This window comes from Parachlamydiales bacterium (assembly GCA_041671045.1).
Classification (GTDB): domain Bacteria; phylum Chlamydiota; class Chlamydiia; order Chlamydiales; family JABDDJ01; genus JABDDJ01.
In genome coordinates this window covers 1-16434 of the sequence record JBAZCF010000010.1, presented here as the reverse complement: position 1 = coordinate 16434, position 16434 = coordinate 1, and the positions used below count along the sequence as shown (strand labels likewise).

16 protein-coding genes are annotated in these 16434 nt (G+C 41.1%); 9 read left to right on the top strand and 7 right to left on the bottom strand.

Annotation, left to right across the window (positions count from 1 at the left end):
* Nucleotides 1-25 precede the first annotated feature (25 nt).
* The 8 genes from WC222_10100 to WC222_10065 all read left to right on the top strand — a co-directional run bounded on the left by WC222_10100 (nucleotide 26) and on the right by WC222_10065 (nucleotide 7627).
* Entirely contained in the window at nucleotides 26-1054 is a 1029-nt protein-coding gene (locus tag WC222_10100; GenBank protein MFA6916736.1) for a chorismate-binding protein, read from the top strand.
* On the top strand, nucleotides 1051-2607 hold the full coding sequence (gene menD / locus WC222_10095; protein MFA6916735.1) for a 2-succinyl-5-enolpyruvyl-6-hydroxy-3-cyclohexene-1-carboxylic-acid synthase: 1557 nt from the start codon (nucleotides 1051-1053) through the stop codon (nucleotides 2605-2607). The genes WC222_10100 and menD overlap by 4 nt, the downstream gene beginning before the upstream one ends.
* Nucleotides 2604-3335, top strand: a complete 732-nt coding sequence (locus WC222_10090; protein ID MFA6916734.1) for an alpha/beta fold hydrolase — start codon at nucleotides 2604-2606, stop codon at nucleotides 3333-3335. The genes menD and WC222_10090 overlap by 4 nt, the downstream gene beginning before the upstream one ends.
* Entirely contained in the window at nucleotides 3332-4171 is an 840-nt protein-coding gene (gene menB, locus WC222_10085) for a 1,4-dihydroxy-2-naphthoyl-CoA synthase (protein ID MFA6916733.1), read from the top strand. Before WC222_10090 ends, menB begins: the two co-directional genes overlap by 4 nt.
* Nucleotides 4168-5076 (top strand): 1,4-dihydroxy-2-naphthoate octaprenyltransferase, encoded by a 909-nt coding sequence (gene menA, locus WC222_10080; protein ID MFA6916732.1) that lies wholly within the window; start codon nucleotides 4168-4170, stop codon nucleotides 5074-5076. The genes menB and menA overlap by 4 nt, the downstream gene beginning before the upstream one ends.
* A gap of 6 nt (nucleotides 5077-5082) precedes the next feature.
* Nucleotides 5083-6216 carry an AMP-binding protein gene (locus tag WC222_10075; GenBank protein ID MFA6916731.1) on the top strand — a complete coding sequence of 378 codons (1134 nt, stop codon included), beginning with the start codon at nucleotides 5083-5085 and terminating at the stop codon, nucleotides 6214-6216.
* An 86-nt stretch (nucleotides 6217-6302) separates the two neighbouring features.
* Complete coding sequence (locus WC222_10070; GenBank protein ID MFA6916730.1) at nucleotides 6303-6965, top strand: hypothetical protein; 663 nt, start codon at nucleotides 6303-6305, stop codon at nucleotides 6963-6965.
* A 218-nt stretch (nucleotides 6966-7183) separates the two neighbouring features.
* The gene (locus WC222_10065) at nucleotides 7184-7627 is read left to right on the top strand and encodes a hypothetical protein (GenBank protein ID MFA6916729.1); all 444 of its coding nucleotides are present in this window, start codon (nucleotides 7184-7186) and stop codon (nucleotides 7625-7627) included.
* Between the two features lie 169 nt (nucleotides 7628-7796).
* Here WC222_10065 and WC222_10060 read toward each other — a convergent pair whose 3' ends face one another.
* The 4 genes from WC222_10060 to WC222_10045 are packed head-to-tail and all read right to left on the bottom strand — an operon-like array spanning nucleotide 7797 to nucleotide 10696.
* Nucleotides 7797-8558, bottom strand: coding sequence for a hypothetical protein (locus WC222_10060; protein MFA6916728.1), 762 nt, complete (start codon nucleotides 8556-8558; stop codon nucleotides 7797-7799).
* A gap of 14 nt (nucleotides 8559-8572) precedes the next feature.
* The gene (locus tag WC222_10055; protein ID MFA6916727.1) at nucleotides 8573-9316 is read right to left on the bottom strand and encodes a hypothetical protein; all 744 of its coding nucleotides are present in this window, start codon (nucleotides 9314-9316) and stop codon (nucleotides 8573-8575) included.
* 19 nt (nucleotides 9317-9335) lie between these two features.
* Entirely contained in the window at nucleotides 9336-10061 is a 726-nt protein-coding gene (gene ubiE / locus WC222_10050) for a bifunctional demethylmenaquinone methyltransferase/2-methoxy-6-polyprenyl-1,4-benzoquinol methylase UbiE (protein ID MFA6916726.1), read from the bottom strand.
* A complete protein-coding gene (locus WC222_10045) occupies nucleotides 10061-10696 on the bottom strand; it encodes a histidine phosphatase family protein (protein MFA6916725.1) in 636 nt (211 codons plus the stop codon). Before WC222_10045 ends, ubiE begins: the two co-directional genes overlap by 1 nt.
* A 93-nt stretch (nucleotides 10697-10789) precedes the next feature.
* Here WC222_10045 and ispG point away from each other — a divergent pair, with 93 nt between their 5' ends.
* Nucleotides 10790-12709 carry a (E)-4-hydroxy-3-methylbut-2-enyl-diphosphate synthase gene (gene ispG, locus WC222_10040; GenBank protein ID MFA6916724.1) on the top strand — a complete coding sequence of 640 codons (1920 nt, stop codon included), beginning with the start codon at nucleotides 10790-10792 and terminating at the stop codon, nucleotides 12707-12709.
* A gap of 58 nt (nucleotides 12710-12767) precedes the next feature.
* Here the strand turns inward: ispG and WC222_10035 are convergent, their stop codons facing one another.
* From WC222_10035 to WC222_10025, 3 genes are read right to left on the bottom strand one after another with little or no spacing between them, the layout of a single operon-like run.
* Nucleotides 12768-13931: a leucine-rich repeat domain-containing protein gene (locus WC222_10035; GenBank protein ID MFA6916723.1), complete on the bottom strand. Its 1164-nt coding sequence runs from the start codon at nucleotides 13929-13931 to the stop codon at nucleotides 12768-12770.
* An 11-nt stretch (nucleotides 13932-13942) separates the two neighbouring features.
* A complete protein-coding gene (locus WC222_10030; GenBank protein MFA6916722.1) occupies nucleotides 13943-14527 on the bottom strand; it encodes a cob(I)yrinic acid a,c-diamide adenosyltransferase in 585 nt (194 codons plus the stop codon).
* 1 nt (nucleotide 14528) lies between these two features.
* A complete protein-coding gene (locus WC222_10025; GenBank protein ID MFA6916721.1) occupies nucleotides 14529-16085 on the bottom strand; it encodes a transglutaminase family protein in 1557 nt (518 codons plus the stop codon).
* Between the last annotated feature and the right edge of the window lie 349 nt (nucleotides 16086-16434).

Below are 16434 nucleotides of genomic sequence, written 5' to 3'. Positions count from 1 at the left end.
CCAACCCAATTTTGAGGCTATTTTCATGATTATGGATGCAGCATTATTCCAACAGGATGCAGCAGTTGTCACTACTGTACGGGGTACTTTGTTAGTGGGATGGGGAGATAGAAGCGAGTATTCTATACCTCCGGATAATGATGCACCTGCTTTCTACCTTAATGATTTCTTCCTGACAAAACCGAAACCCTGGGTGCAGTTTAGTCAATGGTCTGAGCTTGATCGCATGCCATTATCCCTAACACAATCGAAGCTATCTATTAATTGGAAGCTGCCAAAACAAGAAGATTTTACTTCCGCCGTAGCAGACGTTATGCAGAGTATCTTTGCAGGTAGATTTAACAAAGCAGTTCCCTACATATCCGGTGAATTAGATCTGCCAATAGATTCCCAATACCGCAATCATATGCTTTCCCATGCTTGCAATTACGCACGTGATTTTCACGGGTATGCCTACGCTTATTGGAAGGGTGAAGAAGGAATGATCGGCGCCTCTCCGGAGCAGATCTTCATTGTACGCGATAAGACACTGTACACTGTAGCCTGTGCTGGAACATCTTCTACAAAACATCCGAGCGATTATGAAAAGATCCTGCATGAACATACCCTTGTAGTGGATGGATTAAAACATGCATTATCTGATTTTAAAGATGTTAGTACTTCAGCATCGTATTGGAAACAAGCTGGAAATGAAATGTTCCATCTTACAACTCCACTTCAAGCTGAAAGTGAAGAATTACCTTCCTTTGATGAACTTATCCGGCGTTTGCATCCTACCGCTTCCATTGGCTGCTACCCTAAATCGCAAGGTGAACCCTGGTTAAAGCAATATGATCAAAAAATTCCACGTACATATTATGGTGCTCCTATAGGATACCGGTGGCCGGACAAAAACGAAGAAGCTGCCTACGTTGCAATTCGTAACGTCCAATGGCTCGGTGATAAATTAAAAGTATTGGCAGGATGCGGAGTAGTCAAGTCTAGCGATCCACTGAGCGAATGGTATGAGTGGAATGCCAAGTTTAACGCTGTGCGGAGTTCTATTGGATTATGAGCCGTGAACTTGTACATCAAATTTTAGACGGCTTAGAAAAACTAGGCGTGGTTCATATTACTCTGTGTCCAAGTTCGCGCAATGCCTATTTTGTACAAGAGTTGAAATCGTCTGAACGATTTAAGGTTACTTCATGGTTTGAAGAACGCTCAGCAGCTTTTTATACCCTAGGCTTGATCAAGAATAGTGGTAAACCCGCAGTAATAATTACTACGTCTGGCACTGCAGCCGCCGAAACACTACCTGCAACAATGGAAGCCTTTTACAGCGGACTTCCTTTGATTATTCTCACTACAGATAGGCCTCGCCGATATCGACTGACAGGCGCGCCGCAAAGCGCAGAGCAAGTAGGCCTTTTCAGTCATTATGTACACGCCGAAGAAGATATTGCTGACGGAGAAACTCTGAAATTCACTTCCAATCTATGCCCTAAAGGACCATTGCATTTGAATGTGTGTTTGGAAGATCCTTATGGAAAAGGAAAAATTGATCCCCATACCAAACCGGAATGGTCATTACAAGATTTTGAATATGACAAAGAAACGCTTTCAAATTTTCTTGATAATGCCGTTTGCCCTTTTGTTATTGTTTCCGGACTGACAAAAGAAGAGCAACCCGCAGTAGAGTCTTTTTTGCGTATCCTGAAAGCGCCGGTTTATCTTGAAGCATCCTCGGGGCTGCGTGAAAATAAAGCTCTAGATCATCTTTCTATACGTACAACTGAAGGGATATGGCAGAGGGCAGAAAAGGCGGGGTATCCTATCGATGCTGTTTTAAGGATTGGGGGAGTACCTACCTTAAGAATGTGGAGGGATTTGGATGAGTGCCAAGGGAAGTATGCTCTGCTTAGCATTAGCGCAAACCCATTCCCAGGAGCTAGTTGGAGCAAATGTTTAGTAGGGAATTTGATAGGGTTGAAGGATACAGTGGTCCATAAGGAATACGAACCCTACAATAACTTTATTAAAGAAGACCAAAAAGTATTAGAAAAGCGCCTCATCAGTTTTGATAAGTTCCCTTCGTCAGAACCGGCTCTCGTGCATTATTTATCACAATTAATTGGAACTGAATCGTTTGTGTATTTAGGGAATAGTCTCCCTATTCGTGAATGGGACATGGCCGCCTCTTTTTCTCACCCGCATGCAAATATCGCTGCAAATAGGGGTGTTAATGGCATCGATGGCCAGCTTTCCACCTTTTTTGGTATGTGCCGCGAAGATGTTCCCTGTTGGGGTATTTTTGGGGATTTGACAACCCTATACGATATGTCTGCCCCCTGGGCATTATTCCAAAATCCCCATATTAAGCCTGTATGTGTTGTGATCAATAATGGAGGCGGCAAGATTTTTGAGAGAATGTATGGCGATAAAGCTTTTTATAATTGTCACAACCTCTCTTTCGCCCCTTTGGCGTCCCTATGGAATATGCAGTATGTTCAGTGGCATACCGTTCCCGAAAAGTTGCCTCCAAATATCTATCAAAAAGCATATCTCATAGAAATAATCCCGGATGCAGAACAGACAAAGCTATTTTGGAGTGCTGATAATTCATGAACCCTATACTTTTTTCACTGCCCGGGTTTTTAGGTAGGCCTGATGACTGGCACTCGATCCTATCGCAATCTTCGAGCATTTTTCATATCCCATGTACCTATATCGATAACTTCACACAAAATATGGTCGAGTGGAGCCGTTTATTTAACAAACAAATTGAAAAACAGTACGGCTACCCAAGCAAGGAAAATCATCATATCATCGTAGGATATTCCCTAGGTGCGCGTCTTGCTATGCACCTTCTACAAGATAACCCTAAGTTATGGGACGCTGCAGTCCTGGTATCCGCACATACCGGTATGAATATGAATGAGAATAGGCTGCTGGCTGATAGAGCTTGGGCAGATAAATTCCGTAGCAACCCTTGGGACGAGGTAATGAACGCTTGGGAAGACCAGGAAGTATTCCGAGTAGGCTCTACAAGGTTTACTAGAGAAGAAAAATACTATCAAAGAGAGCTATTGGCAGAGATACTTACGCACTGGTCAGTAGGCCACCAAAAGGACTTCCAGACCTTTTTACAGTCTGCCCCAGTCCCGATTTTATGGTGTGCCGGATTAAATGATAGAGCCTATACTGAACGCGCTAAAAAACTCTCATTATCGCACCCTCAATCAAAGATTGCTCTTTTTTCTGAGGCTGGGCATCGTGTTCCTTGGGATCAACCGAAAAAATTTATTTTTGAATTAGAAGCCTTCATTAACTCTCTAAAAAGGATGGTGAAATGATCACACAAGATGAAGCAACGACAACATGGCAAACAATTGAAACTTTTGAAGACATTCTCTTCGAAACGAATAATGAGGGGATTGCAAAAATCACAATCAACCGTCCTCGCGTGCGCAATGCTTTTCGTCCTAAAACAGTCACTGAAATGCAGGAAGCATTTGAACATTGCCGTAATGACAGCTCAATCGGAGTCATTATCCTTACAGGCAAAGGCAAGGAAGCGTTCTGCTCCGGAGGAGACCAGTCCGTACGTAAAGAAGCAGGATATGTCGGGGATGACGGCATACCACGTTTGAACGTACTAGATCTTCAGAAACAAATCCGCTCCATTCCAAAGCCAGTCATCGCTATGGTTGCAGGATATGCTATTGGTGGTGGACATGTCTTGCATGTCGTATGCGACTTGACCATAGCGGCAGATAATGCAATATTTGGACAAGTAGGCCCAAAAGTGGGGTCTTTTGATGGCGGTCTTGGCAGCAGCTACCTGGCACGTATCGTCGGGCAGAAAAAAGCGCGCGAGATCTGGTATCTATGCCGTCATTATAATGCTCAAGAAGCTCTCGATATGGGTTTAGTCAATACCGTGGTTCCTTACGAAAAATTGGAAGAGGAAACAGTAGCATGGTGCAATCAGATTTTACAGCATTCTCCTTTAGCTCTGCGCTGCCTAAAATCTGCTTTGAATGCAGATTGCGACGGCCAAATCGGTTTACAGGAGTTAGCCGGAAACGCTACGCTGCTGTTTTACATGACCCAGGAAGCCCAAGAAGGCAAAAAAGCCTTTCTAGAAAAGAGAAAGCCTGATTTTAAACAATTCCCTAGGCTGCCATGAACCACGCTGACATTAAGGCTGAAAGACCCTCACAAATTCTTGTTTGGTTTTATGCTGCTAGGCCAAAAACTCTGACCGCAGGCGTTTTGCCTGTGGTTGCAGCTTCAGCCCTAGCCTATTATCAATTCCACGCGTGGTCCTGGCTCGTTTTTTTTTGCGGACTGCTTACAGCCCTTTGTATTCAAATTGGCGTAAACTTTACAAACGACGCTTTTGATTATAAAAAAGGTGCCGACAATGCTAAACGGATAGGCTTCGACAGAGTAGTTCAGAAGGGTTGGATTTCCTATTCTCAGATGCTTTGGGCTGGGATTGCGGCTTTAACAGCAGGCGTTTTGTTTGCCCTGCCCATTGCCTGGGATATTCCCTCCATTGGCGTCATTGTCGCAATGTCGGCTCTGCTAAGTTATTTCTACACCGGAGGACCTTTTCCTTTAGCATATAACGGTCTGGGAGAATTGTTTGTCCTGCTTTTTTATGGGTGGGCTATTACCGGAGCAGTTTACTTTGCAATGACCGGAGTTTTGGATCTATCTATTCTCATACTAGGATTGCAGATCGGCTTGCTTTCCACAGCTATATTAGCTAACAATAATTTCCGGGATTACATCCAAGACAAAGCCGTGCATAAAAATACTCTGATTGTTCGCTGGGGAATTAATTTTGGACGGTGGGAAATTATTTCAGCCTTGCTTTTACCCTTTGTACTAAATATATATTGGTTTGAAATCGGAATGACACTGCCGGCAACTTTAAGTTTTCTAGCTTTTCCGATGGCATTGCAAGTCGTACGCGAAATTTGGGATGCTCAGCCTAGCGCCCGGGGTAACGTTTTGTTAGTGAAATCTGCTGCAACACACCTAGTGTTTTCATTATTCTTTTCTATAGGCTGTTTCTTAAGTTGAGGAATTATGGATAGAGCTAAAGATCCCATCGATTGGTTAAGTTCTGCGACTCACATATTAACGAATCCACGCTTGTCTCCAGAAGAAAGCGCTAGAATCATTAGTATTCTTGAGTCTCCAACAACTCCCGAAGGTTTGCTATGGTTCTCCACTTCTGGATCCACTGGCGATAAAGGAATTCAAAAGTGGGTAGGTATTTCCAGGGGAGCGTTGTTAACTTCGGCCCGTTCTGTAAATCACCACTTAGAATGTGATAGTGATGACATTTGGCTAAATGTACTGCCGGTTTTTCATGTGGGAGGTTGTAGCATTTACGCGCGGGCCGAACTTTCTGGAAGTCCTGTCTACGAACTTAAAGAGTGGTCGCCGCAAGAATTTGTAAATGCAGTAAGCTCGTTAAGAATAACCTTATCTTCCCTGGTTCCAGCTCAAGTACATGATCTAGTACAAAAAGAACTGCCTGCACCTAAATCTTTAAAAGCTATTGTTGTAGGTGGAGGTGTTCTTTCTCACCCTCTATATCAGAAGGCCCGTGCTTTAGGATGGCCATTGCTCCCCAGTTATGGAATGACAGAATGTGGATCACAGATTGCAACGGCTCCACTCGAATCGCTAATGACAGAAGCTCTCCTTCCTCCTCTAAATATTTTACCTCATATTCATCACAAAGTAGATGAAGAAGGACGCCTTCATATCAAAAGCCCTAGTTTGCTCAGTGCATATGCCCATATCAGCGAAAATGGCTATCAATTTGAGGTTTTTCCTAAGGATCATTGGCTAAAGACAGATGATATTGTGGATATTCAAGGGGATACAATTCAACATAAAGGAAGAAAGGGCGACTTTATAAAAATTGGCGGAGAAAGCGTCCTTCTTCCGCATTTAGAAGAAATCTGGCAACAAGCTGCCGCAGATTCAGGATTAACCGTACAAGAAACTGCAATTTCCCCTGTTGTCGATGAACGACTGGGATATACGATAGAACTATTTACAACGGCTTCCGAAAATCAGATTTCTCAAGCCTTAAATCTTTATAACGATAAAGTGCTGCCCTTCGAACGGATAAGAAAAGTAAATCAAGTGGAATCCATACCCCGCTCAGCCTTAGGCAAATTGCTTCGTCATGAGTTAAGCGTATAAGTTAATAGATTAAATATTGTTTTGTTTGATCTACTTTAAAATGGAACTAATCTGTTAATATACAAATAAAAGATAGTGAGGATAATATGGCTATCGAAAACAAAAATATTAGAGATGACTTTTCCTCCAAAGAAAATAAAGTATCCCCACTTAATCTTTCATCCTTACCCCTGCATAATCATGCATCTACTTCAGCCCTGTCTAAAGAATTTGAACTGGACGAATTAAGAAAACATGTAGAAATTGGATTCAAAGCTTTAAAAAACTACAGCGATACTCACCCAACCAATGATAAAGTAGTAATCAATGACTTTATCGATAATATTGCTACCGGAACATCCATCTCTTCCACTACACCCGAAACCTTGCAAGTCATCGAGAAGGTAGCAGATGAATGCTTAACTAACCAGGAATGGGAAAGCGCCTACGGCGTTTTTACTCTTCTTATCCTTAGCAAGCCGACTAACGCCAACTACTGGTTTCAAAAATCACTTGCAATGCACTATAAAGGCGAATTTAAGATCGCTCTAAGCAGCATTAATGTAGCCCTCATCCTTGAGCCTTCCCAACCTGAATTTCATCTATTAAAGTCTGCGGAATGCCTCATTATCAAAGATAACGACCAAGCTTTAGCCTCTCTTCAAAAGGCTAAAGAACTTATAACCAAAACTGGACAAGTACTTCATCCCGACTGGATAAAATGGCAAAACATATTAGAAAATCAATTACTTACCAAGAATAAGTCTTAGTAATTCTCGTTTTGATTGTATGATATAATTTTTTTATTTATCATTTCTTAATAAATTACTGATAATTTTTATATTTTAAATGATAATTATATCTTGTATTTATAGTATGGAATTTATTGTTCATGTGCTTGCGGTGAATGTGCGTGAATCCAATGATCGCTTTTCGTATACTGCCTTTCTTACGCCATTATTTTACGTATAAAATTGGAGTTACATAAATGAACGCATTAATAGTAGCACCGTATTATTTTTTTCCCTTGGCAGTTAAACTAACCCCCTTGTTTGCTAGTTTTTGGATAGGTAGAAAAGTAGCCGTACTGATTCAAAGCATAAATCCTAATACTTTAACTCATTCGAATTATACTTTTATCAGAAAGTCATACGAATTATTTAATATGTTATGCCCTCAGAATTCAACAAGAAGGAGGTTCTTCTCCGTTATCTTAGCTGAAAATGGGTTAGCTGCATTATATATAAGTTTCTCTCATGTTTTCCTTACAACAGCAGTCCCTGTAGGGATACATGTTGCTAGAAAAATTGCGGTTGTAGCCCTAGAAACGGGGATGATAGCTGCACTGATAGACACTATCAAAAAAATTGCATGCATGTTCTTCATTCAGCCAGTAAGAGGATATCTTGGACCCGCAGACTGGTTACCTTAAGTCACTGTATTATCTATGGAATTATCTGAGAAAATTCGAAAAATTGAAGCCTTATTGTCAACACAAAGAGCGTGGGGAACGACGGGCCGCTTAAAAAACATTGTGTAAGATGCCTCGGCAAGTCGATGGCAATGAAAGCTGCGACAAGTCGCAGCACTAGGAGTAGGCTCTAAACCCGAATACCGCCATGAACGGAGATTTTATCCCGCATATATGCTGCTACAGAGGCATTAACCTGTTTGCAAAGCTCATCACGGTTGATGTTTTTGGATTTTAAATCTAAAGCGCCGATCGCTATATATATTTTGCTATAGAGATCTGCTTCGAAAGCAAATGACATCTTTAATCCATGGTCTCCAAAGATCTTCATTAATCGTAGAAGATCAAAAATATTAATCTTATTCTCACCATCAATAAGTGCTTTATAACACCTGGTTTGTATCTTAAAACAGGTTAGCGGCATCGGCACGTAGCCAGGAACAGAAGTTTCGTTTTTATTATAAGCATTTATATAAAATGAGGAATGATCTAAGAGAACATTCACAGCTCCTGCATACCCCCTAAATACAGCCTCAGCTAATGCTTCTTCATAGACGGAGGCAAGTTGACTATCCTTAAAAGAAGGGTTATTCAGGGCATTCAGAAGCAAGGTAACAACGTTTGAACGATTTTCCAGCACAGCAGGGCGATAACAGACACAAGTCATTTCCCCCATTTTATATTGAGGGATGAATGTAGAGTTATATGGATTGGCCTGAGCTGCTAACTCCGGAAAAAGAACACTCATTTTAGATAATAATTCCACAAGATTAAGTGGAATATACATACAGCCTTCTTCAGAAGAAGGAGGCTGTACGGAAGTATGCACATCTTCTGTATATTCTTTTTTAAACAACTCAGGGCTGAGGTGGGTGTGTCCAAGAGCTAACATATATTACAGTATTTCTAGCATTTGATGCCTTGTGGGGGCATAATTTTGAGGTTCGCAAGCAGTATTGCACGGGATTTTTCGAATAAACTATCCACAGTTTCGTTATTTTGCTCTAGGACAACCGGATCGATAGCTGCAAAATAAGCTTTTAATTTATGGAATATACCACTTTCCATAGTGGATGTGACTGCTAAGTTATGGGCGTTAAACGTTTCAATTAACCGGAGAAAATCAAAAATATTAATCTCATTCTCACTATCAATAAGTATTTCATAACACTTGAATTGTATTTTAGAAAAGGTTAACGGCTTCGACCCAGGTAAAAGAGATTCGTTGTCATTTTTAATATAAAATGAGGAATGATCTAATAGCACTCCAGTGGCGGTACTATAGCCACGCTGGATGGATTCAGTCAGTGCAAAGATGTATTCTTTAGAAAGATCCTTATCTTTATATAAGGGCGCTGTAAGAGCATTTGTTAAGAGTGTGTTGATATGTAAAAACTGCTCTCTGACATAAGCCTGACGTGGGGGATTTGAGATTCCCAAAATTGTATACGGAGGGATATTATTCGGGTCTTCAGGATTATTTTTTTCACCTAATTCAGGTAAAATCCCTTTTAGAAGGTCAATTAGATTTGAAATCTTTAAAGGATTTTCTGAGAGCTCAGCAAAGACTATAGATGTTACAGGGGGAGAAGTGAACTCGCTCTGAACTGTAGTGGTAGGTAAATTAGGATGGATATTCAAGAGACTCATTTCGTGTCCTTAAAGTTAATTAGATACTTTTTTCAGCTACAATCAGATGTGCGATGCCAAAACTTAAGGGGATGACACGCACATTTCTAAAGCCCGTGTTTTGCATGATTCCAGCAATTTCTTCAGGTTCAATAAATTTTCCTACAGTATCTTTTAGGTAAGAATATGCATCTTGATTTGAAGTAAGAAGCTTACCTAGCAAAGGTAGCATTGTGCTTAAATAGATCTTATGAAGTTGATGCATCACCTTATTTTTAGGGCGTGTGAGTTCTAAAATTCCGCAGATTCCGCCGGGCTGCAATACCCTTAAAACTTCAGCAAGGCATTTTTTAGTGTCATAAACATTTCTAATTCCGTAAGCAATGCTCACGCAGGCAACGGAGTCTTTATCTAATGGTATTGCTTGTGCGTCACCCTGGGTAAAGGTGAGCTCATGTTTGGAATGCAGTTTCAATTTTTCGGCACGTTGTTTAGCCATAACCAGCATATTTTCGCTGAAATCGATAAGATGTACTTTCTGAGGTAGCTTTGTTCTGTTTAGAAAACCATAAGCGATCTCTCCGGTCCCGCAGCACAAATCCAACAGGTGTCCCACAGGAGCGCTGGAAAGGGAATGTTTCACAAGCTGCCGGTTCCAATATTTATTCAAACCTAATGAAATGATAAGATTTGTCATATCGTAACGTGGAGCAATGCTGGAAAACATTGTTTGCACAGATTTTGGATCGTCTTTAGAGTAAGCCATTATTCGCCTTGAACTGAATAGATTTTGAATTCTGCTTGGTTGGGTAAATCCGCATCCGATCCGGTTAAGCAATAATTTATATGATGGCAGTTAAAAGCATGCGTCACTAACACTACAGTTTCTTTTTCGTGAGCACTAGCAACTTTTCGTAAAAATTCTTTTGTGCGGATATAGAGTTCTTCCCCGGATTCACCTTCAGGGGCTGCTTTGGTATATACGTCCTCAGGATCATCAAAGAAATCGACGTACTCGTAGTAGGAACGCCCTTCAAAGATTCCAAAGTGCTGTTCTCTTAAATCTTCTGCTACAGCAACTTTTAAGTGGGGGACTCCTAATGATGTTGTAAGGTAATGGGCTGTTTGCATTGTTCTATATACAGGCGAAGCATAGACATAATGGATTTGCTCATGACGTAATTTTTCTGCTGCATTCCTGACCTGTTGGATTCCGCGCTCTGTGAGGTGTATTCCCGGAGAACGAGAGGAGTTCATAAGGGAACCCAGATTATGCAAAGCCTCTCCGTGACGAATAGCAATAATTCTAATCTGTTTAGTGATTAATTCTTGTACTAGTTCATGATCAATGGAAGGTTTAAAAGCTTCTACAGCTTGGGTCATAGTTGTAAAAGTTATCATAAGTATATACCAATATTTTAACATGTCTGACTACGATTTTTTTTAATCATATTTATGCTATTCTATTTCCACTATTACAACAAGGAATTGTAAATGGATAAGTTTACATTTGATACTCATCGCACAAAACGTTTTCCCACACGTGTCGTCATGGTCGGCAATGTCGCCGTAGGTGGAACCAATCCTGTACGCATCCAATCAATGACCACGTCGGATACACGTGACGCAGCAGCTACAGCGGACCAAATCAAAAAGCTTGCCGATTATGGCTGTGAAATTGCCCGTGTGACTGTTCAAGGCATGAAGGAAGCGGATACCTGTGAAGAGATAAAGAACCTACTTGTCCAAGCCAATTATACTATTCCTCTTGTTGCAGACATCCACTTTTTCCCGCCGGCAGCTATGCGTGTAGCTGAATTTGTGGACAAAGTACGTATCAACCCGGGCAACTATGCTGACAAGCGGGCCCAATTCAGGGTGATAGAATATGATGACGCAAGCTATGCTGCAGAACTTGTACGGATCGAAGAGAAATTTTCTCCCCTTATCAAAAAATGTAAAGAACGCAAAATCTCGATGCGTATTGGTACAAACCATGGTTCCCTTTCCGACCGTATCATGAACCGCTTCGGCGATTCGCCGGCTGGGATGGTGGAGTCTGCATTAGAATATACACGCATCTGCCGCAAATACGATTATCACGATATTATTTTCTCGATGAAAGCCTCCAATCCTATTGTGATGATGCAAGCCTACCGCATGCTGAATGCTGAAATGATTAAATTAGGCTGGAATTATCCACTCCATTTGGGCGTGACAGAAGCTGGTGAAGGGGAAGATGGACGTATCAAGTCCGCAATGGGTATTGGCGCCTTACTTTTAGATGGTTTGGGCGACACCATCCGCGTCTCATTAACTGAAGATCCTTGGTATGAAATAGATCCTTGCAAACGTCTAGTAAATTTTGCACACCATTATGAATCATTACCCGGTTATGGTGGTGAGCAACGTATTTCGATGTTCGTAGAGAAAAAAGCTGTAACGCTTCCTAAGACAGTCTCGATGCATCGTGATGGAACTGTGGCAGTATTAGCTTCAAAAAGTGAATTTGAGAAAGAGTCGTTCTTCCAGGATGCCGGGTACGAAACAGCATTCAACCGTCCCAAACTGAAAATCGACAGTCCTGACCTAATTGTCTATGAAGGGGAGATTGGCGAAGGTCTGCAGAATAAAATTGAAAAACTGCATGAAGCCGGTGTCACCGTTTTGACACATAATGATCTTCAACCATTGAAAAATGCCGGCTCGCGTGCAAACGTACAAAAGTTTGCGTTGATTGCACCTCAAAATCCTAAAGCTATTGTGGTGACAGATGAGACTGAAGACGAATGGAAAAAGCTGATTGATCTAAAACCGGCATTGGTATTTATCAAACCTAAAGCTCTAGATCGTTTTCACTATGTACGTTCCTTCTTGCTTTGGGCAAAGGAAAATGCTTTTGATGCTCCGGTGCTTCTATGGATGTCATATACGTGCAACGAAGAAGATCTTGTCATTCAGGCTTCTACAGAATGCGGAGCGTTATTTGCTGATAGCTTAGCGGACGGAATACTGCTTGAAGGTAACTATGCGATGAATACGTTGCGAAGACTGAGTTTTAACATCTTGCAAGCAGCAAGGATGCGCACTATCAAAACGGATTTTATCTCTTGTCCAAGTTGCGGAAGAACACTTTTCAACCTGCAGGAAGTTTCAGCGCGTATTCGTGAAAGGACAGCACATCTACCTGGAGTTAAGATTGCCATTATGGGTTGTATCGTGAACGGTCCAGGCGAAATGGCAGACGCAGACTTTGGTTATGTAGGTTCCAAACCAGGTAAAATCGACCTGTACGTGGGTAAAACCTGCGTCGAGAAAAACATCGACTTTTCTGATGCCGATGACCGACTCGTGGCATTGATCAAAGCACACGATCGGTGGATAGAGCCAGTTGTAGCTACTGTAGAAGCATAACTATTCTTTTAAGACCAAAGCGGAATGATTTCGCTTTGGTCTCTTTGGGTGATTCTGATCAATCGAAGTCTATATTTTCCATATTTTCATACGTGTAGCAGATTTTTGGCCCTTTATAATCAGGGGACTGAATCCTAGTCATTAAGCTTTCCTTAGATTCTTCTGTAAGGGGGTTGTCACAAAAATCAATATAACAAGTGGAGGGTAAGCTAAAAAGGCATTCAGGTACGGAAGTAAAATTGTTATGATTTAGGCGTAGTTCTTCTAAGGGCAGTTTATTTATAGATTCAGGCAGGGTTGAGAGTTTATTCACAGAAAGGTTGATATTGATCAATTTTTCTAGATCACCAATACTTTCCGTGACTTTAGTGATATTATTATCCTCTAAGAATAAGACAGTGAGCTCTTTCAAATTTGAAATCTCATCAGGAATTTCTCTTAAATCGTTTTCATTCATTCCGAGGTAGTCCAATTTCGATAATTTAAACACCACGGCGGGAATATGCTTGAAGGCATTATTTTCTAATTCTAATGAAACCAATTCTGTAAAACTTTCCAGATACTCCGGTAAATCCACCAAATAATTGGTACGAAGATCAAGAAGATAAGTCTCTTTATAGTCTTCAAGAGCAGGTGGTAAATCTCTCACATTTTGACTGGATAGATGAATGCAGGGGCCTTCGTTTTCTAGCCGTTTTTTTAAGATATCGCTAAAGACTGAGTGGTAATTGGTAGAGAGCCATAACTGATTTGTCAGAGTATTCGCTGCAAGACTTAATTTCGTCGAGGCAGAATCTTCGCTAACTCGATGAAAAGTTTCAGTTAGGCGGCTTCGTTCCTCAGCGCTAAGTTTGTTTTCACGTAAATTAGGTAACTCATTAAAGCATGCTAAGAGAGTCTTCATGAGATCTGTTTTCGAATAATCCGCTACATAGATATCAGAAATAAAATCTTCTATTTCATCCTCTTCATTCAGTTTCTTAAGATCGACATCTTCTTGACTGCGGATCAATCTTACAATGACCTGCCGTAAGTCAATAACAGATATCCTATCTGGAAGGTCGGAACCGACAAGAACTATCTCTCTCCGATATCCTTCATTAGCATTATTCGCAAAATAATGGGCATGATTCCCTTCTTGCCGATTCTTAAAGAGGGGTTCTTCTGTTTTTACAATGTCTTTTCGAGCAAAAGTTCCAACAAAACGAATATCTTCGATCATCGCAGCCTCGATTAGTTTGAGTGAATTTTATGATGCTCCCATAAAGTTTCAGGTGAACCTGCAAGATGATTAATCTGTCTTGCAGCAACAAATAAATAGTCGGATAGTCTGTTAAGATAGATCAGGACTTCTTCTGTAATATCAGCATTTTGATATAAAGGAACAGCATGACGCTCAGCACGTCGGCAAATTGTACGCGCCAGATGTAGCGTAGCTCCTGCAGGATGACCGCCAGGTAAAATAAAAGCTTTTAATTTGGGAAGTTCATGTTCATGCTTGTCAATCCAGCTTTCTAAAAAATTTGTCGCTTCGGTATCAAAGCGTGTTTTCTGTAATTTAGATTCAACTGCTTGAGTTCTAGGAGTAGCCACAGCAGCACCTACATCAAAAAGAGCGTGTTGTATAATGATCAACTCTTCCCGCAAGCTATCAAATGAAATATCTTTTGGGAAAGCAGCTATCGATAAACCGATGGCACTATTACATTCGTCAATAGCACCTAAAGCTGCGATGAATGCATCTGCTTTGGAAACTCTTTTACCTGTAAATAGGGAGGTTTCTCCCGCATCGCCAGTTTTTGTATAAATCTTTGTCATGTTAATTCTCCGGAATGGCGCAGCAAGATGAGAGCTGGCTTCTTAATTGTTTAAGTGGCTTGAAGGGTTTAACCCTCTTTTCTGCAAGTTTTTCTGCATTTAACAAATATTTCCAAGCCTGAATGTAATCTTGTCGGGAAAGGGATAACTGGGCAAGAAAATATTCTACGGAAAGGTCGTTAGGATCGACTTGATGACTTTTTTCTATCGCTTCTATTGCTTTATCTTCTCTCTGCATATCCATCCAAGTCATCGCAAGCTTCATCCACCCTGCCCGAAATTGCGGACATCTTTCCATCATCACCATGAGTTCATTACAATGTTTTTCTTGTTCAGTCCTCACTTTATCAACCTCAACGTATACAAGCTTGAGAGCTTCTACATCTGTCCTGCCATCCAAGAAGTCTGCTGCAATCATTTTTGTTTGGTGCATCAGTGGATGATTACTGTTGCGAATACGCATCAGATTCTTTTTTCCTTCCTCTATTCTCCCGCTTAGACACAAGCAAAAACCGGTAAAACACTGCAGCAGCGGGTCGTCTCCCATGTATGTTTTTGCTTTTGCATACTCTTCCAGCGCTTTATCATAGTCACCATTCTGCCAATAGGTTGATCCGGTATTAAGATGTGCTAATCCGATAGTTTCTTTGACAGTTCGACGGGGAAGCTCTTCCAGTTCTATACCTAAATAGTTTTCATCTTCTAAATGAATGCCCCCCGCAGTAGTTTCGATATTTCTATATCCTTGCGCTGTTTCATAGCGGAGAAAGATGTGGCCTGGAGGGGTAATGATTTGCAAGGGGAGTCCTACACGTTGGGCAAGACAAGCAAAAAGTAAGCTAACGCCCAAGCAAACGCCTTGGCGGGCTTCTATGACTTTTCCAAGTAAAGAATAGTTTTGTATTTGCTTCGCGTATTTACGGTAAGCGGGAAATCGATAATGCAGCACTTGGAATAGATAGGCGTTTATCGCATTGATCATTTGTTCATGCGTTGCATGGGGGCCTAATTGCAACAATATCTGCAAAGCCATCCAATCCAGCGCTGCTTCGTAACAACGCACATGCTGCAAGGTTTCGGGGGAACTGCCCATTTCCGCCAATAGCAAAGCGCGTGCAAGATCGATCTGATCTGGCGCCATTCTTTGGGCAAGAGTAAGTTCTGTAATGCCATATCCTGCAAGGCGGCGGTTAAGAAGATGTCCTGACGCATTTTCTATGATTTCCAGGGCCTCTTCAGAACAGGAATTAAAGGAACCGGGGAGAGCTTTTGAAAGTCGGATCAAGTCGGGTGCTGCAGCAGATGCTTTATGGATTTGTTCGTAACTTATTAAGTTAGGCTCCATCAGCAAGCTAAGTACTTCACGGATGGAGGCTTGGCCTTGCTGAGTTTCGGGATATAACACACTGAAGGCTAGGAGTTCTTTCAAGCTGTTGCTCGGCAAACTTTTATAAGCAAAGTGTACCGCGCTAGGATGGCGTTGATACTCGATCGCTAAACTTTTAACAGATAACGTGTTGAGAAGCACTAAGGAGTAAATTAAAAGTTTTTTTTGCATGAGATTCTTTTTCTCTTGATTTTAGAGGATTCTTTTTTTATCAAGAAGAACAATACTCGTACGAGTATACCTTATTGTATCCAAAACCCTTGTTTCTCAAGGGAATAGGATATTTATTTCGAAAATGCTTGCAGAAATTCCCTATGATATCTATATTTGTTAGTATGTTCGCTGAAATACTAAAACGGCGGACAGAAAGCAGTTCTCTGAAACTGTATAAGTTATTTAGACAGTGCTAGATAGGTAAAGTAACAATAAATTGTCATACTGTGCTTGTGCGGTGACGAAAGTCATCGCAAAAATAAAATACCATTCAAGTTTTTTAAATTTATTAAGAATTTGATCTTGG

Bases quoted from the DNA above. Each gene is read 5' to 3' on its own strand.
- WC222_10065 (MFA6916729.1), top strand. From the start codon at position 7,184: ATGAACGCATTAATAGTAGCACCGTATTATTTTTTTCCCTTGGCAGTT.
- menA (MFA6916732.1), top strand. From the start codon at position 4,168: ATGAACCACGCTGACATTAAGGCTGAAAGACCCTCACAAATTCTTGTT.
- WC222_10045 (MFA6916725.1), bottom strand. From the start codon at position 10,696: ATGATAACTTTTACAACTATGACCCAAGCTGTAGAAGCTTTTAAACCT.
- WC222_10035 (MFA6916723.1), bottom strand. From the start codon at position 13,931: ATGATCGAAGATATTCGTTTTGTTGGAACTTTTGCTCGAAAAGACATT.
- WC222_10090 (MFA6916734.1), top strand. From the start codon at position 2,604: ATGAACCCTATACTTTTTTCACTGCCCGGGTTTTTAGGTAGGCCTGAT.
- WC222_10070 (MFA6916730.1), top strand. From the start codon at position 6,303: ATGGCTATCGAAAACAAAAATATTAGAGATGACTTTTCCTCCAAAGAA.
- menB (MFA6916733.1), top strand. From the start codon at position 3,332: ATGATCACACAAGATGAAGCAACGACAACATGGCAAACAATTGAAACT.
- WC222_10030 (MFA6916722.1), bottom strand. From the start codon at position 14,527: ATGACAAAGATTTATACAAAAACTGGCGATGCGGGAGAAACCTCCCTA.
- WC222_10100 (MFA6916736.1), top strand. From the start codon at position 26: ATGATTATGGATGCAGCATTATTCCAACAGGATGCAGCAGTTGTCACT.
- WC222_10055 (MFA6916727.1), bottom strand. From the start codon at position 9,316: ATGAGTCTCTTGAATATCCATCCTAATTTACCTACCACTACAGTTCAG.
- ubiE (MFA6916726.1), bottom strand. From the start codon at position 10,061: ATGGCTTACTCTAAAGACGATCCAAAATCTGTGCAAACAATGTTTTCC.
- WC222_10060 (MFA6916728.1), bottom strand. From the start codon at position 8,558: ATGTTAGCTCTTGGACACACCCACCTCAGCCCTGAGTTGTTTAAAAAA.
- WC222_10025 (MFA6916721.1), bottom strand. From the start codon at position 16,085: ATGCAAAAAAAACTTTTAATTTACTCCTTAGTGCTTCTCAACACGTTA.
- menD (MFA6916735.1), top strand. From the start codon at position 1,051: ATGAGCCGTGAACTTGTACATCAAATTTTAGACGGCTTAGAAAAACTA.
- ispG (MFA6916724.1), top strand. From the start codon at position 10,790: ATGGATAAGTTTACATTTGATACTCATCGCACAAAACGTTTTCCCACA.
- WC222_10075 (MFA6916731.1), top strand. From the start codon at position 5,083: ATGGATAGAGCTAAAGATCCCATCGATTGGTTAAGTTCTGCGACTCAC.